This window comes from Sphingomonas sp. NIBR02145, assembly GCF_027359115.1.
GTDB lineage: Bacteria > Pseudomonadota > Alphaproteobacteria > Sphingomonadales > Sphingomonadaceae > Sphingomonas > Sphingomonas kyeonggiensis_A.
Map to the genome: position 1 here is coordinate 2,578,485 of NZ_CP114791.1, position 22,416 is coordinate 2,600,900.

21 protein-coding genes are annotated in these 22,416 nt (G+C 66.4%); 10 read left to right on the top strand and 11 right to left on the bottom strand.

Annotated elements, in window-relative coordinates:
* Nucleotides 1-12 precede the first annotated feature (12 nt).
* From thrB to O3305_RS11315, 3 genes are all read left to right on the top strand, one after another.
* Complete coding sequence (gene thrB, locus O3305_RS11305) at nt 13-969, top strand: homoserine kinase (RefSeq protein ID WP_269572662.1); 957 nt, start codon at nt 13-15, stop codon at nt 967-969.
* Complete coding sequence (gene rnhA / locus O3305_RS11310) at nt 966-1,406, top strand: ribonuclease HI (RefSeq protein ID WP_269572663.1); 441 nt, start codon at nt 966-968, stop codon at nt 1,404-1,406. The genes thrB and rnhA overlap by 4 nt, the downstream gene beginning before the upstream one ends.
* Nucleotides 1,407-1,470: 64 nt before the next feature.
* Nucleotides 1,471-2,829, top strand: a complete 1,359-nt coding sequence (locus tag O3305_RS11315) for a class I SAM-dependent methyltransferase (RefSeq protein ID WP_269572664.1) — start codon at nt 1,471-1,473, stop codon at nt 2,827-2,829.
* Nucleotides 2,830-2,860: 31 nt separating this feature from the next.
* On the opposite strand, the gene O3305_RS11320 is transcribed toward O3305_RS11315, so the two are convergent.
* Both O3305_RS11320 and O3305_RS11325 read right to left on the bottom strand, forming a co-directional pair.
* Nucleotides 2,861-3,217 carry an STAS/SEC14 domain-containing protein gene (locus tag O3305_RS11320; RefSeq protein WP_269572665.1) on the bottom strand — a complete coding sequence of 119 codons (357 nt, stop codon included), beginning with the start codon at nt 3,215-3,217 and terminating at the stop codon, nt 2,861-2,863.
* Between the two features lie 102 nt (nt 3,218-3,319).
* A complete protein-coding gene (locus tag O3305_RS11325; RefSeq protein ID WP_184168966.1) occupies nt 3,320-3,730 on the bottom strand; it encodes an acyl-CoA thioesterase in 411 nt (136 codons plus the stop codon).
* Between the two features lie 179 nt (nt 3,731-3,909).
* Here O3305_RS11325 and O3305_RS11330 point away from each other — a divergent pair, with 179 nt between their 5' ends.
* From O3305_RS11330 to O3305_RS11340, 3 genes are all read left to right on the top strand, one after another.
* Entirely contained in the window at nt 3,910-4,608 is a 699-nt protein-coding gene (locus O3305_RS11330; RefSeq protein ID WP_269572666.1) for a hypothetical protein, read from the top strand.
* A gap of 87 nt (nt 4,609-4,695) precedes the next feature.
* On the top strand, nt 4,696-5,871 hold the full coding sequence (locus tag O3305_RS11335; protein WP_269572667.1) for a glycoside hydrolase family 88/105 protein: 1,176 nt from the start codon (nt 4,696-4,698) through the stop codon (nt 5,869-5,871).
* A 9-nt stretch (nt 5,872-5,880) separates the two neighbouring features.
* Nucleotides 5,881-6,822 carry a DUF4861 family protein gene (locus O3305_RS11340; RefSeq protein ID WP_269572668.1) on the top strand — a complete coding sequence of 314 codons (942 nt, stop codon included), beginning with the start codon at nt 5,881-5,883 and terminating at the stop codon, nt 6,820-6,822.
* A gap of 43 nt (nt 6,823-6,865) precedes the next feature.
* Here the strand turns inward: O3305_RS11340 and O3305_RS11345 are convergent, their stop codons facing one another.
* From O3305_RS11345 to O3305_RS11360, 4 genes are all read right to left on the bottom strand, one after another.
* Nucleotides 6,866-7,987 carry an alginate lyase family protein gene (locus tag O3305_RS11345; RefSeq protein WP_269572669.1) on the bottom strand — a complete coding sequence of 374 codons (1,122 nt, stop codon included), beginning with the start codon at nt 7,985-7,987 and terminating at the stop codon, nt 6,866-6,868.
* Nucleotides 7,988-8,168: 181 nt separating this feature from the next.
* Complete coding sequence (locus tag O3305_RS11350) at nt 8,169-11,087, bottom strand: TonB-dependent receptor (RefSeq protein ID WP_269572670.1); 2,919 nt, start codon at nt 11,085-11,087, stop codon at nt 8,169-8,171.
* 114 nt (nt 11,088-11,201) lie between these two features.
* Nucleotides 11,202-13,079 (bottom strand): hypothetical protein, encoded by a 1,878-nt coding sequence (locus tag O3305_RS11355; protein ID WP_269572671.1) that lies wholly within the window; start codon nt 13,077-13,079, stop codon nt 11,202-11,204.
* A 70-nt stretch (nt 13,080-13,149) separates the two neighbouring features.
* On the bottom strand, nt 13,150-13,920 hold the full coding sequence (locus tag O3305_RS11360; protein ID WP_184168972.1) for a FadR/GntR family transcriptional regulator: 771 nt from the start codon (nt 13,918-13,920) through the stop codon (nt 13,150-13,152).
* Between the two features lie 87 nt (nt 13,921-14,007).
* Here O3305_RS11360 and manD point away from each other — a divergent pair, with 87 nt between their 5' ends.
* Nucleotides 14,008-15,219, top strand: coding sequence for a D-mannonate dehydratase ManD (gene manD / locus O3305_RS11365; protein ID WP_269572672.1), 1,212 nt, complete (start codon nt 14,008-14,010; stop codon nt 15,217-15,219).
* Between the two features lie 237 nt (nt 15,220-15,456).
* Here manD and O3305_RS11370 read toward each other — a convergent pair whose 3' ends face one another.
* The 5 genes from O3305_RS11370 to O3305_RS11390 all read right to left on the bottom strand — a co-directional run bounded on the left by O3305_RS11370 (nt 15,457) and on the right by O3305_RS11390 (nt 19,063).
* A complete protein-coding gene (locus O3305_RS11370; protein ID WP_269572673.1) occupies nt 15,457-16,215 on the bottom strand; it encodes a hypothetical protein in 759 nt (252 codons plus the stop codon).
* Between the two features lie 113 nt (nt 16,216-16,328).
* Nucleotides 16,329-16,703, bottom strand: coding sequence for a hypothetical protein (locus tag O3305_RS11375; protein ID WP_269572674.1), 375 nt, complete (start codon nt 16,701-16,703; stop codon nt 16,329-16,331).
* Between the two features lie 122 nt (nt 16,704-16,825).
* Entirely contained in the window at nt 16,826-16,999 is a 174-nt protein-coding gene (locus O3305_RS11380) for a YegP family protein (protein WP_269572675.1), read from the bottom strand.
* A gap of 34 nt (nt 17,000-17,033) precedes the next feature.
* A complete protein-coding gene (locus tag O3305_RS11385) occupies nt 17,034-18,119 on the bottom strand; it encodes an NAD(P)/FAD-dependent oxidoreductase (RefSeq protein WP_269572676.1) in 1,086 nt (361 codons plus the stop codon).
* The gene (locus O3305_RS11390) at nt 18,119-19,063 is read right to left on the bottom strand and encodes an alpha/beta fold hydrolase (RefSeq protein WP_269572677.1); all 945 of its coding nucleotides are present in this window, start codon (nt 19,061-19,063) and stop codon (nt 18,119-18,121) included. The genes O3305_RS11385 and O3305_RS11390 overlap by 1 nt, the downstream gene beginning before the upstream one ends.
* A 49-nt stretch (nt 19,064-19,112) precedes the next feature.
* Between O3305_RS11390 and O3305_RS11395 the strand changes: the two genes are divergently transcribed.
* The 3 genes from O3305_RS11395 to O3305_RS11405 all read left to right on the top strand — a co-directional run bounded on the left by O3305_RS11395 (nt 19,113) and on the right by O3305_RS11405 (nt 22,403).
* Nucleotides 19,113-19,586, top strand: coding sequence for an A24 family peptidase (locus tag O3305_RS11395; RefSeq protein ID WP_184168977.1), 474 nt, complete (start codon nt 19,113-19,115; stop codon nt 19,584-19,586).
* A gap of 62 nt (nt 19,587-19,648) precedes the next feature.
* Nucleotides 19,649-20,680 carry a Flp pilus assembly protein CpaB gene (gene cpaB, locus O3305_RS11400; RefSeq protein ID WP_269572678.1) on the top strand — a complete coding sequence of 344 codons (1,032 nt, stop codon included), beginning with the start codon at nt 19,649-19,651 and terminating at the stop codon, nt 20,678-20,680.
* Nucleotide 20,681: 1 nt separating this feature from the next.
* Complete coding sequence (locus O3305_RS11405; RefSeq protein WP_269572679.1) at nt 20,682-22,403, top strand: type II and III secretion system protein family protein; 1,722 nt, start codon at nt 20,682-20,684, stop codon at nt 22,401-22,403.
* Nucleotides 22,404-22,416 lie beyond the last annotated feature (13 nt).

Here is a 22,416-nt window from a genome sequence, read left to right on the forward strand (position 1 = left end):
TAGGGGGGCAGCGTGGCGGTCTACACTCAGGTATCGGCGGAAGCGCTGTCGGATTTCCTGGCGAAGTTCGATGTGGGCGAGCTGGTCTCGGCCAAGGGCATTGCCGAGGGCGTGGAGAACTCCAACTATCTCGTCGATACCAGCAAGAGCCGCTTCATCCTGACGCTCTACGAGAAGCGCGTGGCGGAGGGCGACCTGCCCTATTTCATGGCGCTGCTCGAGCATCTGGCGGACAAAGGCCTGCCGGTGCCGCCCGCCGTGCCGGACCGCGACGGCACGCTGATCCACCAGTTGGAGGGACGCCCGGCGTGCCTGATCCAGTTCCTGTCGGGCGTATCGGTGTCGCACCCGACGCCGGCACAGGCGCGTGCCGCCGGCGAGGCGATGGGCAAGCTGCACAAGGCGGCCGAGGACTTCCCGCTGAACCGGCCCAATTCGATGGGCCTCGCCGAATGGCAGCCACTGTTCGAGCGCTGCGGCCGCGACCTCGATGGCATCGCGCCGGGACTGTACGACCGCGCGGGCAAGGCGCTCGACACGATCCTCGCCGCCTGGCCGGAGGATCTGCCGACCAGCGCGATCCATGCCGACCTGTTCCCCGACAATGTGCTGATGCTCGGCAACCGGGTGACCGGGCTGATCGACTTCTATTTCGCCTGCACCGACATCCGCGCCTATGACCTGGCGGTGATGCACGGCGCCTGGGCCTTTGACGGCAAGGGCGAGAATTTCTCAGCGGAGATCGGCGCGGCGCTGATCGAGGGCTATACCGCAAGCTTCGGCCTCTCCGATGCCGAGCGCGCCGCCCTACCGATCCTGGCCGAGGGCGCGGCGCTCCGTTTCTTCCTGACCCGCGCCTGGGACTGGCTGAACACGCCGGCGGACGCGCTTGTCACCAGGAAAGATCCGCTCGCCTATATGCGCCGGCTGGACTTCTACGCGGCAAAGGGCGACGCGCTGTTCGCATGAGCGAACTGCAACATGTCGAAATCGCCACCGATGGCGCGTGCAAGGGCAATCCCGGCAAGGGCGGCTGGGGCGTGGTGCTACGCATGGGCGACACCGAGAAGGAACTCTCGGGTGGCGAGAAGCACACCACCAACAACCGCATGGAGATGATGGCGGCGATCCAGGGCCTGAAGGCGCTCACGCGCCCCTGCCGCGTCACCCTCTCCACCGACAGCCGCTATGTCATGGACGGGCTGACCAAATGGATCCATGGCTGGATGAAGAATGGCTGGAGGACCGCCGACAAGAAGCCGGTGAAGAATGCCGACTTGTGGCAGGAACTGCTCGCCGCCGCCAAGCCGCACCAGGTGAAATGGGTGTGGGTGAAGGGCCATGCCGGCCACCCCGACAATGAGCGCGCCGACAAGCTGGCGAGCGATGCCGCGATCGGGATGTGACCGGCGACGGCGATTGGCCTATCGAACGGACCGCGCCCCGATACCGATATTCTAGGAAGACGACGTGACCGATCCGGCTTCGACCGACCATATGACCGAGGCACGCGCCGCGCTCGCCGAAGCGATGGCGCTGCATGAACGAGGTGACCTCGAAGGCGCCGAAGCCGGCTATCGCAAAGTGCTGGCACAGGGCTATCGCCCGGCGGACGTGCTGCCGCTGCTCGCCGGCCTGCTCGGGCGCCTGACGCGCCCCGAAGATGCACTCGCCGCCTGGGACCAGCTTCTCGCGATCGAGCCCGATCATGCCGTGGCGCTGCATGAAAAGGGGCTGACGCTGCACTGGCTCGGTCGCACCGGCGATGCGATCGCGACACTCGAGCGCGCCTGCGCGGTCGATCCCGAAAACCCGATCGCGATCGGCAACCTCGCCGTGGTGCTGGCCGATGCCGGCCGGAACCTCGACGCACTCCAGCATTTCCGCCGTGCGCTCGCGCTGCAGCCGGACAATCTGCACCTGCGCCACCAGGTCCGGCGCCTCGGCTCGGGGTCGGTGCCCTTCTGGCACATCCCGATGATGAACGACGCGCCGCGCAACGACGCGTTCGAGGATGCGATCAAGGCCGCGATCGCCGTCACCGGCCCCGACGCCCGGGTGCTCGACATCGGCGCAGGCAGCGGCCTGCTGTCGCTGATGGCCGCGCGTGCCGGGGTAAAAAAGGTCGTGGCGTGCGAGATGGATCCGATGATCGCCGACATGGCGCAGCGGATCGTCGCCCAGAACGGCTACGCCGACCGCGTCACGGTGCACGCCAAGCCCTCGACCGAACTCGCCATGGGCACCGAACTCGATGCGCCGGCCGATATCCTGGTCTCGGAAATCCTCTCAAGCGACCTGCTGACCGAGAAGGTGCTCGACACGTTCGAGGACGCCCATCGCCGCCTCCTCGCGCCCGACGCGATCGTGATCCCGCGCGCGGCGAGCGCGATGGGATGCCTGGTGGCAAGCGAGAACCTGGCCGACTATTCCTTTGTCGGCGAGGTTTCCGGGTTCGATCTTTCCGCCTTCACTGCCTTCGCGCCGCAGCGCCTGCCGATCCACGGCACGATGACCGCATGGGATCGCCTGTCGGACGATCTGGAGCTCGTTCGCCTCGACCTGACGCAGAAGAAGCATGACGCGGTACTCGCGCGGCTGAGCATTCCGGTCACCGCGAGCGGGCGCGCCATCGGCATCGTCCAGTGGATGCATATCGACCTGTGGGACGGCGTGTCGTTCGACAATCACCCCGATCGCTATACCGATGGCGGCTGGCTCCAGCTCCTGCACAGCTTCCCCGAGCCGATCGACGTGGTGGCGGGGCAGACGCTGGACATCGCGGTCGGTCACGACCGGATCACGCTGATCCTGCTCCCGCTCGCCTAACCGTCAGGCTGCGCGAAGATGCGGTGTTGCCTCAGCCCTGACGCAGCAGCCAGGTGAGCGCGGTCTCGGCGCGCCCGAAGATGCGCAGATAGGGTTGGGTCATCTCGCGGCGGATCTGCATGCGGGCAATCGCGCTTTCGGTGACGATCGCGATGCGGCTGGCCGCGGGAAAGCCGGCGAAGTGGCGACGAAAGGCCGCCACCGCCGCCTGCGCCTGCACGCCGCTGCGGCGCATGTCCATGCGCAGGAGATAGCCGGGCGCGAACCCCTCGGCATCGAACTGGTCGCGCAGCTTGCGGGCATAGTCGCCGACTTCGTCAGGCCCGAACATCGCAAGCCACTCGATATCGAGCAGATTCAGCTCTTTACGGAAGGCAACGCGGTACATGTGGCCGCTCTTGCAGCCAAAGGTTAAGGGAATCTAGACCGTGCCCAACGCGAAACGATTTGTCATGGGCACGCCACCGGGAAGCGCGCGCGGCTACCGCGCCTAGCCTTCGTCCTTGACGAAGAACTTGTCGATCACTTCGCGGGCCAGCCGTGCCGGACGCAGCGTTTCGGCATCGAGGCAGCACCAGCTCGACTTGACCTCGGCCAGCACTTCGCCGCCGCGGCGGATCACCGTCTCGTAGAAAGCGCGCGCGCCCTGGACCTTTTCGAGCAACACCGTGGCGACCACGTCGTCCTCGAGGAAGGCAGGCTTGCGATAGGTGATCTCGTGCTTGAGCGCGACCCAGAGGTGCTCGGCCACCGCCTCGACCGGCGCCAGCGCCTGCCAGTGGCTGATCACCGCTTCCTGCACCCACTTCAGATAGGAAGCGTTGTTCACGTGCCCCATGAAGTCGATATCGTCCTGAGCGACATCGATCGGGAATTCATAGGGGAGCGCGGTGCCGGACATGTTTCCGGAATGTAGCGCATCAAGCGTTTCGAAGCGACTAAAATCCCCGGAAAACTGCGGTTTATGCGCGAAGCGTGCTTGCCGTAGCGTCATTCCGCAACCGCCTCGTTCGCGGATGCGGTTTTGCACCCAGGATTCCGTCCCAAGCCGCGTCGGGTAGTCACGGGAAGGAATCGCCCATGAAGCTCCGCCACGCCGTACCGACGCTCGTCCTGCTCACCGCAACGGCCTGCACTCCCGTCCAGATGCGCCTGCCCGTCACTTCCCCCGAGCGGACCGAGCAGGCGGTGCTCGAAGGCATAGGGGACAATCATGACGGCGAATTCATCCTGGCCGAATATGGCGGCAGCTTCGTGCGCGGCGCGGGCTATCGCTGGTTCGGCAACGGGATCGGCGAAGCAGTGCAACTGGATGGCGGCGCCGCCTTCATCGTGCGCGGCGGGGAAATCCGGGGCGAGCTGAGCGCGGAATGCCGCTCCTCCGCCACCGATGTCGGCACCGGTGCGATCACCATCCGCACGCGCGGCATGGCCTATCGTTGCCGCTATGCCCGCGACCGCGAGCCGATCGCCGCACAGCTCGTGCTCAACGAGCGCGGCGCGCTGATGCGCGAGGAGCGGCGCGGCCATATCGATATGGAAGGCGTGCGGATCGACCTGCGCTCCGAGCATCGCCTTGCAGGCAGCGGGCTGCCGATGGCGATGCCGCTCGGCTACGTCTTCTCGATCAGTGGCGACGTGATCGGCGGAGTCGACCTGAACGGTCGGTCAAAGCGCGTACTTCTGCCCCGCGACCCGGCGTTGCGCGAAGCGGTGGTGGCGGCCGCACTCTCGCTGGCGCTGTTCATCGATGCCGAGATCGGCGAGATGTCGGAATAATTGGCCTTACCACTTGACTCGAAAACGTCGGGCCAACATCGTCCGGGCATAGCCGCGATGACAGCGGTAGCATGATGGGGATGTCCGATGAAACTGAAGCTCGCCGCCGCTCTGGCCGGAGTCGCACTCACCACCGCCGGCAGCGGCATGGCCCGCCCGGTTGCGCCGGCCGTGGCGACCGCCCCCGCCCTGCCCAGCCGCGCGCAGGTGATGGCATCGATGGAGCGCGTCGCCGACTGGCAGCTCACCCATCTCGACGACCTCAGCTACATGCCCGCCGCGCGCGCCAGCACCAAGCGCGCCCGCGACTGGCAGCAGGCGACCTTCTGGGTCGCGCTGACGCACCTCGCCGACCGCTCGAGCAGCGTACGCTACAGGGATGCGATCTTCGCCAAGGGAAAGGAGGAAGGCTGGCGGCTGGGCGACCGGCTCTACCATGCCGACGACCATATCATCGGCGCAGCCTGGATCTGGGCCGCCCGCCACGGCGCCGGCGCGCAGGCGCTCGCCCCGATGCGCGCGAGCTTCAACCAGATCCTCGCCGCGCCCAAGACCAACGACCTGCTGTTCACCGCGCCCGAGCCCGGCAAGGGCGATCCGACCTGCACCACCCGCTGGTGCTGGTGCGACGCGCTGTTCATGGCACCACCGACGCTGTGGGCGCTGAGCAAGGACACGAAGGACAAGCGCTACGCCGCCTTTGCCGACAAGGAATATCGCGCGACCACCGACTATCTGTTCGACAAGTCCGAGGACCTCTATTTCCGCGACAGCCGCTTCTTCGACCAGCGCGGCGCCCATGGCGAGAAGCTGTTCTGGAGCCGCGGCAATGGCTGGGTGTTCTCCGGCCTGGCCCGGATGATCCCCGAGATTCCGGCCAAGGATCCGCGCCGCCCCTATTACGTCAAGCTGTTCAAGGAGATGGCGGCGAAGCTTGTGAAGCTGCAGCGCGGCAACGGCTATTGGCCGCCCTCGCTGCTCGCCGATCCCGAGCGCTCGCAGGATGAATCGAGCGGCACCGGCTTCTACGTCCATGGCATGGCATGGGGAATCAAGGCTGGTCTTCTCGATCGCAAGACCTATCTCCCTGCGGTTACAAAGGGTTGGGCGGCACTTGAGAGAGCCGTTCAGCCGAATGGAATGTTGGGCTGGGTACAGCAAGTGAGCGACCGGCCGGACGTCGTGAAGGCCGAGGACGCGCAATTCTATGGTACGGGCGCGTATCTGCTCGCCGGCGCCGCGGTCCATGATCTGACGAGGTAAGGAAGACATATGAAGCATGCCCTCTGGCTCCTCGCCGCCCCCCTGCTGGTCGCGGCCGGGCAGGACAGCCCGCCGCCGGCCCCGCTGGCGACGCTCAACGTCCGCCAGGCGGATGGCAGCTACAAGCTGGTCGACCGGTTCGACGTGCCGGCGGATCACAAGATCCATGACGGCATGATCGCGATGGAAGGACCAGGTTGGGAGAGCGACAAGGTCGCCTATCGCCTGTACCTCGACGAGCGGAACGTGCCCGACATCTATGGCAAGAAGCTGCCCGGGAACGTGCTGCCGACGATCGGCATGGGCCAGGACAATTATCACTCGATGGCACCCTGGGGGCAGGACATCTTCCAGGTCGACCAGTCGCTCGGGATGGGCGGGATCGGCGTGCTGCGCGGCGGCGCGGCGACCCAGCTCGGCAAGGCGAAGATCAGCGCGCGCGTGTTCAACACCGATCGCGCGGCGACGGTGCTGGTCAACAATGTCGGCTTCCCCGGCGAAGGCGGGCCGGCCGACCTTTCGACCACCTACCGGATCTTCGCGGGATCGCGGCTGACCAATGTTGAGGCGCGGGTGAGCGGCAAGGTGCCGCAGATGATCGCGGGGCTGACGCTGCACGACGGGGTCAGCAAGATCGAGAGCCCGAAGCGCGGCAAGTGGCGCTATTTCGCCACCTGGGGCAAGCAGAGCCTGGCCGGGGACGATCTGGGCATCGCGCTCTTCTATCCGGCCGACGAGGCCGCGGGCACCGGCAGCGACGGCAAGACGCTGTACGTGACCTTCTGCGACCCGCGGAACATCCGCTATGCGTTCGGTGCCGTCTGGGTGCAGGAGCCGGGCGCGCCGAAAACCGAGCGCGAATTCCGGAAGTGGCTGGACGATACCGCGACCGACCTGGCGACCCAGCCCTATGTGGTGGGCGCGGTGCAGAAGACCTGCGCGGCGAAGTGAAGAGGCCCTGACGGTTCCCCGGCTTTCGCCGGGGAACGGACGCCTAGCTATCTGCCTTAGGATTGGCCTCGCTCACGCCCGAGCCGTTCCCGAAATAGCGCTTCAGCTCGGTCTCCGGCGCAAGCGGATAGCTGTCACCCCAGGCACCGCGCGCGCGGCGCAGCAGCTCGTCCAGCTCGCCGGGCAGCGGACGCAGCTCGGGCATCGGCCAGGTCTCGACCTTGCGGTAATAGGGCTTGAGATAGTCGGTGGCCCCGCGCAGGCCCTTGCCGCCGTCCTGGTAGTTCCACAGATCGACGCCGACGCACCTGGCCATATCCGCGACGTCATAGGCGGCAAGCAGCGCATAGATCGAATAATGGAGGCTGCGCGTACGGGTGAGCTCGAGCGGCAGCTTGCCCTCCGGCGTGAACTGCGGCGCGATGCGCTTCTTCGGGAAAGCCTCGGCCACCGCCCTGGTCATTTCCGGCCTGCGGGCGAACAGCGCGAATTGCGCGGTCTGCGCGTCGAACCACATGCCATGGTTGTTCTTGGCGGCATTCTCCGCCTTGCCGTTCCTGCTCGACTGCATCCAGTCGAGATAGTCGGAGAACCACTTCTCCAGACCCTTCTGCTCCTCGGCGGTGAGCTTGCCCGCCGGGCCGATCAGCCCGATGCCGTCGACCACCCGCTCGAGCCGCGAGGTGTCGAGCACGCCTTCCGCCCTGCCCTCCTCGCGCCCGGGAACGGCCTGGGCATAGTTCATGTTCGGGTTCATCCGCGTCGCGGGCGTCAGGAACCAGGTGCGCACCAGGCTGGCCGCGCGACCGGCGTAACGCGGGTTGTCGGAGAAATAATAGGCCAGGCTCAACGTCTCGACGTCCGAGCTCATCCCCTCCAGATCGCTGACGTCGAACTTGTCGGTGTTGCGGTCGGGATTGATCTCGCCGTCGCGGCGTATGTAGGGCAGCCCGGTCTTCGTGGCAGGATCGGGCCACCAATAGGGGCCGATGCTGAGATAGTCGTGGCGATCGCCCGAGGGCGGGATCGTCCTTTTGTCGGTCACCGTATAGAGCGGCCGCTTCATCGCCGCCTCGGCGCGGGCGATCAGCCGCTCATAGGCTGCCTTCACCGCCGGATCGGTGGCGATCGCGGCCTTGAGCCGCGCCATCACGTCCGGCGCCAAGAAAAAGGTCCTGCGTCCATCGAACGCCGCGGAATATCCTTCCGCGCCGTTGCAGACCGGCTGCTGCGTATTCTGGCCAGGGGAGGCGATCCCGGCATGGGAGGCAGCCTGCGGCGCGAACGCCGCAGCCAGGACTAGGAGAGGAATGGGACTGCGGCGCATGGGATATTCTCCTTCGCGCTCAGTAGCGGATCCGGAAGCCGAAATAATATTGCGGCCCGCTCTCGCTCACCTCGGCGATCGAATCGTAGCCGCCCTTGTAGAACACGTCCTTGGTGTTGGTGACGTTGAGCGCCTGCAGCTTGAGCTGGATGTTCTTCGTCACGTCATACTGGACCGAGAGGTTCAGATAGCCCGCGTCCTGCACCCCGCGGTTCGTGCCGCCGTTCGGCTTGTAATAGTGCGAGCGGTAGCGATACATCGCGCGCAGCGAGAAGCCCTTGCGCTCCCAATAGACCGTGCCGTTGGCAACGTACTTGGACAGGCCGATCAGGTTCTCCGGATCGAGATAGGCGCCCAGCGCCGACGTGTCCGGATACTGGAAATTGGCCCAGGCGATGTTGAGCGATCCGTTGACGCCGAAGCCGCTCAGAATGCCGGGCAGCCAGGAGAAATTGTGGCTGCCGGTGAACTCGACGCCGTAGAGGTGACGCAGGTCCGGATCATTGGCCGGGGCGATCAGGTTGACGTTGTAGCTCTGCTGGGTCGGTGCGCCGGCATCCACCTGGGTGGTGACGGTGATCGTGGTCGGGAGACCCGCCGAACGCGAGATCACCGAGCCGCGCAGCCATTTGTAATAGCCGGCGACCGAGAAGAGCGTGTCGCGGCTCGGATAGAATTCCAGGCTGACGTCCGCATTCCAGGCGCGCATCGGCTTGAGGTTCGGATTGCCGCTGGTCGGATTGAAGGTCACGCTGGAGGCGCCGCCGGTGCCCGAGGTCGGGTTCAGGTTGATGCCCGCGCCGAAGCTCTCGATCGGCGAACGCGACAGGGCGCGATAGCCGGCGGTGCGCAGCTTGATCTTGTCCGACAGGTCGAAGCTGAGGTTCAGGCTGGGCAACCAGTAGGAATATTCGCCCTTGAGCGTATCGGTCTGGATCGTGCCGGTGGGATCGGCGGCAACCGTGTAGCTGTCCGCGCCGGTATCGATCGTCACCTTGAACGGCAGGCGATAGCCGACCGAGGTGATGTTGGTCTTCACATAGCGCAGGCCGATATTGCCGCTGACCGGCAGCGCACCGAGATCGCCGCGGAAGCTGGCCATCACATAGGCCGCCTTGATCCGCTCGCGGATGTCGAGGTCGCTCGGGTCGCGGCTCTCGGCCGGCAGCGGCAGCGCGTCCGATCCGGTAAAGGCCTTGTACAGGCACTGGTTGTCGAACGTCGCCCAGCTGGTGAGGTTCGTGCTGGTGCTCGGGAAATAGTCCTTGGTCGGGAAGCCGCGGCGGCAATTGGCGTTCGCGCCGTTGATGATCTGCGCGACGGTCTGGCCGCCATAGGGCAGGATCGTGTTCACATCGTTGTTGCGGTTGTTGTCGAGCGTGCGGTGGTGCTCGGAATAGCGCCCGCCCGCCTTGATCGCGGTGAGGAAGCTGCCCTCGGCAAACTTGTATTCGCCATCGAAGCGGCCCGCCCAGATATTGTCCTTGCGATCGGTGACGAAGCGGTTGCGCGCATAGACCGCGGTCGCGGTGTTGGCGCCGAAGCTCGCCGGATTGTTGACGTCGAAATTGAGGAAAGTGACGCGCGGCACGTCCGGGCTGTCGGTATAGTCCAGCTCATAGCCGACGCGCGTGGTCGAGCGCATGCGGGTGGCCTTCTGCGTCTCGGTGCGGTGCGAGTCCGAGAAGCTGCCATCGGCGGTGAGGATGAAGTTGCCCGGCTTCCAGGTGACGGTCGCGCCGCCGCCCTTGTATTCCTCGTTGCGATTGCGCAGCTCGAGCTGGTTCTCGATGTTCGAGTTGCCGCTGTACTTGATCAGCGCGCCCTTGGTGTAGCCGTTGGTGCCGTCGCCGATCAGGATCGGCTTGATGCCGCGCAGCGCCTCGGCGATCGACAGGATGTTGCGATCCTCGGTCGATTCCCGCTTCGACCACTGCCCGTCGAGCGCGATGTCGAGATTGGGCGCGGGGCGCCACTGGAGCGCGCCGATCACCGCGTTGCGCAACTCGCGCGTATTCTGCTGGCGGAAGTTGCGCGACTGGGTGGCGTAATAGGTGGTGCCGACCGTCTCGCCGATGCCGGCGCGCGGCGCAGTGCCCACCTGGCAGTTCGAGTTTGCGCCCGCCGCATTGAGCTGGGCAGTGGTGCCAGTGACGAGCGTGCCGTTGAGCGCCGAGGTGTTGCACGGCACGAAGTTCGAGTTGCCGTTGTAATAGTCTTCCGGCGCCGCGACGTCCTGGCGCTGATAGCCGATCGCGATACCGAATTCGCCGATACCCGTGCTGAACTGCTTCACCAGGCTGGCATTGGCGCGGTAGCCAAGGCCGTCGCGGCCGATGATGTCGTCATCCTTGGGCAGATAGGATCCGCGGATCTCGGCCTGGAAGCGCGACTTGCCATAATCGAGCGGGCGCATCGACTTGAGCTCGATCACGCCGCCGATGCCGCCTTCGAGGAAGTCGGCGCGCTGCGTCTTGTAGACGATGACGCCGTTGACCAGCTCGGATGGGAATTGCTGGAAGGCGACCGAACGGTCCGCGCCGGCAGTGGAGACTTCGCGGCCGTTGAAGGTCGAGAAACTCAGCGTCGGGCCGAGGCCGCGCACCGACAGTTCGTTGGCATTGCCCTTGAAGCGATCGGCCGAGACGCCGGTTATACGCTCGAGCGTGTCGCCTACGCTATTGTCCGGCAGCGCGCCGATCTCGTCGTTGACGATGCCGTCGAGCACCACATCGGCGTTGCGCTTCACGTCGATCGAGCTGCGTTGCTCGGCGCGGGCACCGGTGACGACGATGGCCTGGCTTTCCTCCTGGGGAGCCGCCGCGGCGGGATCGGCCGTCGTGTCCTGCGCATAGGCGGGCACCACGGCACAGGCCGATGCCAACAGCGCCAGGCGCAGTGCATTACGTCCGAAAGCGGAAAAACGGATCCCAGGCATACCAACTCCCCTGCATATATTTTTATCGCGCCCGTTTTCGGGTCGGGCTTCTTGGTAAGGCCAATTTGTCACCGGTGTCAACCCAATTGGCCAGTTCGAGATTTCCAGCTACCGTCAGCGGTAGGTGAGCGACCACCGCAAGGTGAGCGGCCCGGACAGGCGACGGGCGCCAAGGCGACAGCGGACGAGCGAAGCGAAGGCGCCGGTCGGCGCGCGATACTCCTTGCCCTCCGCCGGGCCGACCGTGCAACCCTGATAGCCGGTGGCGGAGAAGCCGGTGACCTCCCCTGCCCCGAACGCCACCGCGCCGGGCCCGGCACTGCGCGCTTCGCCGGAGAAGCTGGCGAATTCCAGCGTAACGTCGGACAGCTCGACCGGCCCGGCCGCACGATAGGTGTCCGTGCGGGTGATCCGGCCGGGCGTGAATTCGTAGCGGGTGGTGACGGTGATGCGCTTGTCGGCGACCGGGGCATTCTCGCCCATCCGGTCCATCGCATCCTGCCGCCAGCCGACGATCGTCCGACTGCCCTGCCGCTTCCAGCTGATCCCGCGGAACCAGGCCAGCGGCATCAACACGCTGCCGTCCGCCAGCGCGAAGCGCGGGGTAAGCTGCGGGAAGCTGGCGTCCGCGGATCCCTGCAGCATCCCGCCCGAGAAAGGGATCGGGAAATAGGGATTGTGCATATGCTGGTCTTCGGCACCGTTGATGATCGGCAGGCCGATGACATGCCCCTTGTCGCGCAGCGTGAGCAGCGCGCGGTCATGGTCGCCGCGGGCGAACCAGGTGAAGCGCGCCGCCGGCAAGGTCCGGAGCCAGGCCGCATAGTCGGGCGACGGCGCCGCGCCCTTGTAACCCAGGCCGTTCCACAGCGCGTTGGTATAGATATATTGGCGGGCGAGGCTGAGATTCTCGCCCAGGATCCGGTGCTTGCCGCGATAGCCATCGGTGCGGCGGCCATCGTCCCACAGGTTCACCGATCCCGTTGCCGGGCTCAGCCAGAAATCGGCATAGCGCGCGGCGATCCGGCTGGAGAGCGCATAGGCCATGTCGCGCTCCTTGGGCGTCAGCACGCCGAGCCTTGCCGCGGCGGTGAGCACCTCGAGGAAGGCAGTCTCGCCATAGGTGCCGATGCTGCGGCCATATTCCCAGCCTTCGCCGGTCAGGGTCGCACGGTGGAGCATCAGCTCGGCAGACTTGCGCAACCAGGCCTTTACCTGCGGCGTCGGCGACATCCCGGTCTCGATGAAGCGCTGGGCGATCTCGCCGATCAGCAACACCGAATAGCGATCGAAACGGCCATGGCCGTCGGTCTCGTCGGCGAAGCCATATTGGCCCGAATAGCTGCGATAATGCTCGATCATCCGCTGGAGCAGCGCCGTGGACGCCGCTTCGTCCTCCCAGCCGAGCAGGTAGCGCAGACGCGCGACGCTGAAGGCGACGCCGTAGTAGTTGTTGGGCAGGTCGTGGAGCAGGTCGAGCGACTTCGCATCTACGAAGCGCCGCCAGTCGAGCTTCTCGCGAAGCCGCGCGATCGTTTCGGGGCGCACCGCCTGATCGAGCAGACCGGCCTGCTTCAGGGCGTGAAGGGCCGAGATGTAATAGTAGATGCCCCAGGTATCGTTGGGGTCGTCGAGCGTCAGGTCGGCGATCTCGCGGTAGCCGGCGAGATATTCGGCCAGCTTTGGATCGGTGCGCGGCGTGTCGAGCAGCAGATAGCTGAGGCCAGAAGCGATCTTGCCGGGGAGGAACTTGTCGCCGCTGTCGAACACCGGCACACCGTCGAGCCGCATGGCCCGCTTCTCGCGCAGCAGCTGGTGGAGCAGCGCGGCCAGCTGGGGCATCAGCCGCTGCTCGATCGTCGCGTCCATGGGCGGCGCCACCGCATAGACGGGGCCATGGGGCGAAGGCGCTGCGGGCTGGGCGATCGCCGCGGGGACGGCGAGCAACGCGAGACAGGCGGCGCCCAGCGGCGCACGCGACAGGTTCTTCAATTGGCCTCTCCTTTTGGTAAGGCCAATTTCAATCTTCAGGTAATCGGTGTCAAGCCACTCGCTTGCGGGATCAGGCCGAGCCGATCTTCAGGCGGCGCGCCACGCTGTCGCGGCGCGTCTCGATCTCGTTGCGCGCGCGCTGCATCGCCTCGAGCTCGGTAGCCTCGAGCAGGTCGTCGACCACGCCGCGCAGGTGCCGGCGCATCGCGTTGCGCGCCGCATGCGGGTCATGCGCCTTGAGCGCATCGAGGATCGGGCGATGCTCCTCGACTCGCGGCGTGATGCCGCCGCGCTTGGCGCGGGCGAACATGTTGGCGGCCAGCGGCGAGTTGACGCGCAGGTCCCAGAGATAGTCGACGACGCTGCGGATCGCGGCGTTTCCGGTGGCATTGGCGATGGCGAGGTGGAAGCGGTGATCGGCGTCCATCACCGAGGGCTCGTTCGAGTCGTCGGCCGCCATTTCCTCGATCAATTCCTCGAGCTCGGCGAGCTGCTCGTCGGTGATCGACACCGCGGCCAGTGCAACCGCCTCACCTTCGAACAGGATGCGCGCCTCGGTCAGGTCGAAGGCGCCGACGTCGAAATTGAGCGAATCTGCGCGCTCGCCGCTGCCATGCTCGCGCTTGGTGACATAGAGGCCGGAGCCATGCCGCGCCTCGATCCAGCCCTTCATCTCGAGCGCGATCATCGCTTCGCGGATGGTCGGACGGCTGACCTTGTATTCCTCGGCGAGGTCGCGCTCGCCCGGCAGGCGCGAACCCGGCGACCAGCGCCCGGCCTCGATCGCTTCGGTGATCGAAGCGGCTACCCGCTGATAAAGCTTGTTGCCTGTGATCTTCATGCCGTCCTCATCCTTACACAACCTCGTAGGTTGACACGATAGGTCATACAAGTGGATATTGGCCTGACCACTTGAGAGGGTTTAAACTTGCCACGTATCACTGCCGCCCGCGTTATCGTGACGCGCCCCGGCCGCAACTTTGTAACGCTGAAGATCGAGACGGACGAGGGCGTTTATGGCCTCGGCGACGCGACGCTCAACGGCCGCGAACTGGCGGTGGCCAGCTACCTCAACGATCACGTCATTCCCTGCCTGATCGGCCGCGATGCGCACAGCATCGAGGATATCTGGCAGTATCTCTACAAGGGCGCCTATTGGCGCCGCGGCCCGGTGACGATGAGCGCGATCGCCGCCGTCGACATGGCGCTGTGGGACATCAAGGGCAAGCTGGCCAACATGCCGGTCTACCAGCTGCTCGGCGGGGCCGCCCGCGAAGGCTGCATGGTCTATGGCCATGCCAATGGCTCTGACATCAGCGAGACGATCGAACGCGCCCACGAATATCTGGAGCAGGGCTACAAGGCCGTCCGCCTCCAGTCGGGCGTGCCGGGCATGGCCACGACCTATGGCGTGTCGGGCGAGCGCTTCTACTACGAGCCGGCCAAGGGATCGCTGCCCGAGGAATCGCAGTGGAGCACGTCGAAATACATGCGCTTCGTGCCGGAGCTGTTCGACAAGGCACGCGAGTCGCTGGGCTGGGACATCCACCTGCTGCATGACGTGCATCACCGGCTGACCCCGATCGAGGCAGGCAGGCTGGGCAAGGACCTGGAGCCGTACCGGCTGTTCTGGCTGGAAGACGCCACGCCGGCCGAGAACCAGGCCGCTTTCCGGCTTATCCGCCAGCACACCACAACCCCGCTGGCGGTGGGCGAGATCTTCAATTCGATCTGGGACTGCAAGCAGCTGATCGAGGAACAGCTGATCGACTATATCCGCGCGACCGTGGTGCATGCCGGCGGCATCACCCATCTGCGCCGGGTGGCCGCACTGGCCGACCTCTACCAGGTGCGCACCGGCTGCCACGGCGCGACCGACCTGTCGCCGGTATGCATGGCGGCGGCGCTGCACTTCGGCCTGTCGGTGCCGAATTTCGGCATCCAGGAATATATGCGCCACTCGGAGGAGACCGACGCGGTGTTCCCGCATGCCTACAGCCTCAACAACGGGCTGATGCACCCGGGCGACAAGCCGGGGCTGGGCGTGGACATCGACGAGGTCCTGGCCGCCAAATACGAGTACAAGCGCGCCTATCTGCCGGTGAACCGGCTCGAGGACGGGACGATGTTCAACTGGTGAGATTCACGCCGGCGCTTGCCTACAGCGCGAGCGCCGGCGACTCGCGAAAGTACACGAAGTACAGGCCAAGAGCGGGTTTTCGCTGCGGCAATTTTGACCCTTTTGACGGAAACGCGATTCATCCCGCAACATTGTTGCGCGCGCGTGATCCTATTTCATCCGACAGGGCAAAGAGCGGCGGGCAACGAGCACGACCGCGCCAGCCAAGCAGGCGAAATCCTACATTGCAAGGCAGGGCTAGGCGCGTTCCCGCTTCATCCAGCGCGCCTCGCCCGGGAAGGGAATGCGCGGCATGAGCCCCCAGGACTTTCCGTCGATCGCAATCGGCTGCCCCGGCGCCTTGCGCGCCAACAGGCGGTCCAGGGCGGGCAGATCCTGCACCGGCAGATAGAGGCTGTACTGGCCATCCTTCCAGTGGACGGTCCGCGGATCATTCAGGCCGGGCCAGCGCCGCGGCCATGCAAGCGGGGCGCCTTCCGGCACCGGATTATAGAGGCCGAGCACGACTTCGATCCGCTCGGGCATCCACGCCGTGGCGCGCGGAGGATCGAAATGCGCCAGCCGATCATAGGCTGCGACGACCAACGGCGGCAGCTTCTCGCGCACCCGCGCGATCGACGGGTCGCCATAGACCGAGAGGACCTGCGGCGACTCCGCGCCATACAGATACAGCGTGACATTGCTGCCGTCAGTCCAGCTTTCCACCTCATAGTGGCGGGCCAGCCCGGCCTGCACGGGGAGGTTCAGGTCCCGAACCAGCGCATCACGCTCCAACGGTTCGAGCCGGACCGTCCGAAAACCCTCGCCATGCCGATAGATCGCCGTGCCATCGGCATAGAGCGCGAAATCCGGGGTTTCGAGGCCCATGCTGAGCGACCAGACCGGCAGCGAGATCAGCACGACCAGCGGCTCGGCCGCTGCCGCACCGGCAAAGGCGGGCAACGGCATACAGGCAGCGATTCCTGCCATCAGCAACGTGCGGCGTGCAATTTCCATCGAATCCCCGGGCCTGACGACAGCCACACTGCCCGCGCGACGGCGCCGGGGAAAGACACCGAATGATCCGTTTGGGGGATGCGGAGCGCGCGAAGCTCCACATGGGAAGGCGCCTAGCAGGCCGGCCCTGATTTCAGCGCGCTGTCGCCCCATGCGACCCGGTGGACCACCAGGGTCGGTTCGCGCGCATCGCGTTTGATCTCGAAGCGCTGCGGCGCGTTCCAGGCCACGCTGTGCAGATCGGCATCGCCGCTGCCGTCGAACAGGAAGCCCGGCGTGACCTGTATCTCGGCGCCCGCCCGCACCACCCGGAAGTCATGCACGGCACCGGGGACGAGCAAACGCCCATCGCTGCCCGCGAGTCGCATGACCGGTCTGGTGCCAAGATAATAGCAGCCATCCGCCAGCCTGGGCGCGGGCCCGCATGCGGCGAGAACAGCTGTGGTAAGAAGCGCGGCCCAGAGGGCGCGAGGGGTGCGCAGCTTCATGGCCGTACCTCGCCCGCTGCGCCGGACAGTTCCCCGGCGAAAGCCGGGGCCCAGGGTCAGAAGCATTCCAGCGGAGAAACCCTGGGCCCCGGCCTGCGCCGGGGAACGGAAGTGGGAAGGGCTCAGCCCTCCTCGACCGGAGCGCCGGGGCCGTTCTTCAGGATCGACTCGATCGCGTTCTTCGCGCTCGCCTTGGTCGTGTAGCCTTCGGTCCAGAAGATCACTTCGCTGTTGTACTTGAACTTGGCGACATACTCGCCGGCCTTGTTCTGCTCGATCACGAACTTGTGTGCCATTCGCTTTCTCCCGGACTCAAACCGCTAACCTAAGTTAGCCGCCGAAACGTGCAGGCGAATAGGTGGCCGGGTCAATAGCCGCCACCGCGGGATCGGGCGAGGTGCCGAGCAGCAGCGCCGCGGCGAGCTGCGCGGCGGCGGGCGCCGTCTGGATGCCGAAGCCGCCCTGCCCCGCGCACCAGAAGAAGCCCGGCGCGTCGCCCGCAAAGCCATAGACCGGCAGGCGATCGGGCGCGAAGCTGCGCAGGCCCGCCCATTTGTGCTCGAGCTTCTCGATCCGCCAGTCGACGACATGCTCGAACCGGTCGATCGCCAGCGCGACGTCCAGATCCTCGGGCTGGGCGTCGCAGGGTGGGGTCTCGATTTCGTCATGCGGGCTTAGCCAGAGCCGGCCGCCCGCCTCGGGCTTCCAGTAGAAACTGCCGCCGATATGCGCGACCATCGGGCTGAGCGGCGCCGGCGCGGGATCGGTCTTCAACTGCATGATCGTGCGGCGATAGGGCGTGATGCCGAGCGGAGTGACACCGGCCATCTCGGCCACCGGATCGGCCCAGGCGCCGGCGGCATTGACCAGCATATCGGCTTCGAACGCGCCTGCGCGCGTCTCGAGCAGCCAGCGGCCGGCTTCGCGACGGGCGGAGAGCAGGCCGGCATCGGTATGGAGCGCCGCCCCTGCCCGCTTGGCCGTGGCGAGCATGTCGCCGTGGAGCGCGCCGACATCGATATATTCGCAGCTCGGCTCGAGCACCCCGAGCGTCCATTCGGGGCGCAGCCCCGGGATCAGCGCCTGGGGATCGACGGCGCGCAGCTCGACTCCGGTGCCCTCGAACTCGGCGAGGAACGCGTCGATCGCGCACGCCTCGTCGGCGCGGCCGATATGGACCGAGCCCATTGGCTCGAGATAGCCGCCGTCACGCAAGGGCCCACCCGAGGCGGTGGTCAGCGGCTGGATCGCCGGACCACCATAGCTTTCGGACCAGAAGGCCGCCGAGCGGCCGGTCGAGTGATAGCCGGCACGGTCCTCCGCCTCGAGCAGCAGCACGCGCGCATGCGGCGCGATCTCGGCCGCGAGGCTGGCCCCGGCGATGCCGGCGCCGATGATCGCAACGTCATAGGCCATCAGCGACGCTGGGCGCGGGCGGCGAGGAAGAGGTCGATCTCGCCGATCGCGCGATTGCGGACCTTGTCGCCCTCGCGCAGGATCTCGTGCGCGCTTTCCTTGCCGAAACTGACGATGCGGGCATCGGGCAGCCTGGGAACTATCCTGAGCGCAGCCTTTGCGTCGACCAGCCCATCGGCCTTGGCGACCAGCGCCAGCACGGGGACCGGCATCTTCCTGAGCTTCGGATTGCCGGCAAGCTCGCGCATCGACTTGAACGCCTGGATCAGCCAGCGCCAGCTCGGCGGGCCGGTGACGATCTCGGGATTGTGCTGCTGCCAGAAGATCTCGTCCGAATAGCGATCGCGATCATGGGTGAGCAGATTGGCGCGGGTTTCGGTGGTATAGGGCTTTTCGTTGCTCTTCCAGGCCGGGCGGGTGGGATCGCCGACTCCGCCCAGGATGCGCGCGGCACGCTCGGCAAAGGGGCCCAGCGCGCTCTTCACGCCGAGCATCGGCGCGACGATCACCGCCGCATCGGGGCGGATCGCGCCTTCGACCAGCCCGCGCAGGATCAGATGGCCGCCCATCGAATGGCCCATCACGACATGCGGCCCCGGAGTCGCGGCTTCCCATTCGGCATAGAAGGCGCGCAGATCGGCGATGAAGCTGTCGAAGCTGTCGATGTCGCCGCAATTGGCACGCGAGGTGAGCCGGCCCGAGCCGCCCTGGCCGCGCCAGTCGAACGAGGTGATCGTCCAGCCCTGTTCGTGCCAGTGGTGGAACGCCTCCAGATACTTCTCGAAGATGTCGCCGCGGCCGCCCTGGAACAGGATCGAGCCGCGCGGCGTGGCGGTGTCGGCGGGCCAGGCAAAGGCGCGCAGGTGCCAGCCGTCGGGCGCGGTCCAGTGGTGGACCTTGGCCCCGGCGGGGAGGGTACGGCGAATATCCGGATTTTCACGCATATCGCTTGGTTACGTTTTGATAAGCCGTCCCGTCTAGGACTTTGCTCCTATGGGGGAGTGGTTCGTCACCTTGCTGCTTGTTGCGCTCGCGCTGCTGCTCGTCTCGGCGGGCATCCAGGACGCGCGCACCCGTGAGATCGCCAACTGGAAGAATGCGGCCATCGCGCTGATGGCGCCGCTCTGGTGGTGGGCGAACGGGCTGGCCCTGTGGCCCGACATGGCATTGCAGCTGGGCATCGCCACGCTGGTCTTCGGCTTCTTCCTGGGCGCCTTCGCGCTGGGGCAGATGGGCGGCGGCGACGTGAAGATGATCGGCGCGCTCGCACTATGGCTGCCGATGCAGCCGCTGGTGTGGATGCTGGTGCTGATGTCGCTGATCGGCGGCGGGCTCACCCTGGTGATGGTGATCGAGAAAAAACTGCGGCCGGCCCGGGGGGGACCTGTGGAAATTCCTTATGGCGTGGCCATCGCAATCGCAGCGCTGCTCGTTCTTCGCGAACCGATTTTTAACCAGTTCGGGTGAATACTTAACGCTGGCGCAACCACAACGCCGACGTTTTTTTGAGAAGGCTTGGGAATAGCGAAATGGATGCACGCAAGCTGATCCTGCTCGTCGGTGCGCTGGTCGTGGCCGCAATCACCGCATTCATGGCGCGCAGCCTGATGAGCGGCGCACCCGCGCCCCAGGCCGGGGCCGTGCCTGCCGCGGTGCAGCCGCAAAACACCACCGAGGTGCTCGTCGCCAAGCGCGAGCTGCCCGTGGGCACCATCCTCGACGCCCAGTCGCTCGAATTCCGCCCCTGGCCCAAGGAGCTGGTCGAGGGCGCCTATTATGTGAAGAGCGAATCGGATCCGGCCAAGCTGGTCGGCACCGTGGTTCGCTTCCCGATTCCCGCCGGTCAGCCGGTGACCCAGGGCGCGCTGGTGAAGCCCGGCGACCGCGGTTTCCTCGCCGCCGCGCTCGGCGCCGGCATGCGCGCGGTCACCGTGCCCGTCTCGACCCAGAGCGCCGTTGCCGGCTTCGTCTTCCCGGGCGACCGGATCGACCTGGTGCTGACCCAGTCGGTGTCGGGCGGTGGCGATGGCCCGCCGCTCAAGGCTTCGGAGACGATCCTGCGCAACCTGCGCGTGCTCGCCACCGACCAGAAGACCGACAAGCAGACCGACGACAAGGGCAACACCATCGTCAACACCTTCTCGACCGTGACGGTCGAGGCGACTCCGAAGATCGCCGAGAAGATCGCGGTCGCGCAGACCATCGGCACGCTCTCGCTGTCGCTGCGCTCGATCGCCGACAACCAGGGCGAGCTCGAGGAAGCGATCGCCGCCGGCGACGTCGAAGTGCCGACCGATCCGAAGAAGGAAAAGGAAATGATCGCCAAGGTGGCGACGCGTCCCCAGGAGGGCGCGACCACCTTCGCGACCGGCGCCGACGTGTCGCGCTTCCAGCGCAGCACCGTTCCGGCCAAGCCGCGCGACGCCGCCCCGATGGGCGGGGCGCCTGCCGGCGTGGCGCCGGGCCAAGGCTATCCGGGTGCGGTCGCTCCGCGCGGCCCGGTCGTCACCATCGTTCGCGGCAATGCCGAGACCGCCGTTGCTCTGGGGGGCAAGAACTAAGATGACCAGCAAGCTTCTTCTGAAGCGCTCGCTTGCCGCGATCGTGTCGACCGCGATGGTCGGCGCGCCGGCGACCGGCTTCGCCCAATCGGCAAAGGCCAAGCGCCCGCACCAGACCCGCCCGAGCCAGTCGCGCGCCAATGTCGGCGTCGCCAGCCTGCCGGCCGGCACCCAGCGCCCGACCAGCGAGATCCTGCTGTCGATCGGCGAGGGCCAGTTGATCACGCTGCCGGGCAATGTGGCGAATGTCTGGACGTCGAACCCCGGCGTGGCGGACGTCTATGTCAACAATCCGCGCCAGATCCACCTGTTCGGCAAGGACTTCGGTGAAGCGACCGTGTTCGCCACCAGCGCCTCGGGCGCGGTGGTGTTCTCGACCACCGTCCGCGTCGCGCAGAACCTCACTTCGATCGACCGGATGATCAAGGTCGCGATGCCGGATGCCGACATCCAGGTGACCACGGTCGGCCAGATCGCGGTGCTGAACGGCACGGTGAAGTCCCCGCAGGACAGCGAGCAGGCCCAGCGCCTGGTCACCAGCCTGCTCAACCCGGGCGTCAACGGCAGCGATCCGAACGCCCAGGTGAAGATCGCGGTGATCAACCGGCTGAAGACCGCCACGCCGCTGCAGGTGCAGCTGCAGGTGAAGTTCGCCGAGGTGAGCCGCAGCTTCGTCAAGAATATCGGCGTGAACTTCACGACCAAGGACTCGACCGGCGGCTTCCAGTTCGGCCTGGCCCAGGGCCGCAGCCCGGGTTCGTTCACCGCCGCCGACCTGGCCAAATATCCGGTCGCGACGATGACGCAGAACGGCGTCAGCATCACCGGCGCCTATGATCCCTCGACCGGCCAGTTCCTCAACCCGCGCGCGAGCGGCCTGGCCGACATCACCCGCGGCTCGGACAACGCCACCATGGGCCTGGCCGGCAAGCTGTTCGGCCTGGACGTGCTCTCGGCGATCGATATCGGCGAGACGATCGGCCAGGTGACCACGCTGGCCAATCCGAACCTGACCGCGCGATCGGGCGAGACCGCCAACTTCCTGGCCGGCGGCGAGATTCCGATCCCCGTGGCGCAGGGCCTGGGCACCACCACCGTCGAGTACAAGCAGTACGGCATCAGCCTGGCGTTCACGCCGACGGTGCTGAGCGACGGCCGCATCTCGCTTCGGGTCCGCCCCGAAGTGTCGCAGCTGACTTCGGCCGGCGCGGTGCAGCTCAACGGCGTCACCATCCCCGCGCTCAGCACGCGCCGCAGCGAGACCACGGTCGAGCTCGGTTCGGGCGAAAGCATGGTGATCGGCGGCCTGCTGCAGAACAGCCACAACAACACCGTCACCAAGACGCCCGGCCTGGGCGACGTGCCGGTGCTCGGCGCGCTGTTCCGCTCCAACGGCTTCCAGCGCAACGAGACCGAACTGGTGATCGTGATCACCCCGTATCTGGTGAAGCCGGTCAACGCGAACCAGATCGTGCTGCCGACCGACGGCTATCGCGCGCCGAACGACCTGGAGCGCGTGCTCCTGGGCTCGCTGTCCGGCAAGGACAAGACCAACGATCGTCCGAAGCCGAGCATGGCGCCGGCCGACGGCCAGCCCGCGGTGGGCGCCTTCTCGCCCGCACCGACCAACCAGCCCGTCGCGCCCGTCCAGGTCGCGCCGGCTCCCACCAACAACCGCAAGCAGAAGAAGGGTGGCTCCGCGGCCCCCGGCTTCGGCTTCTGATCCCGATGCGACT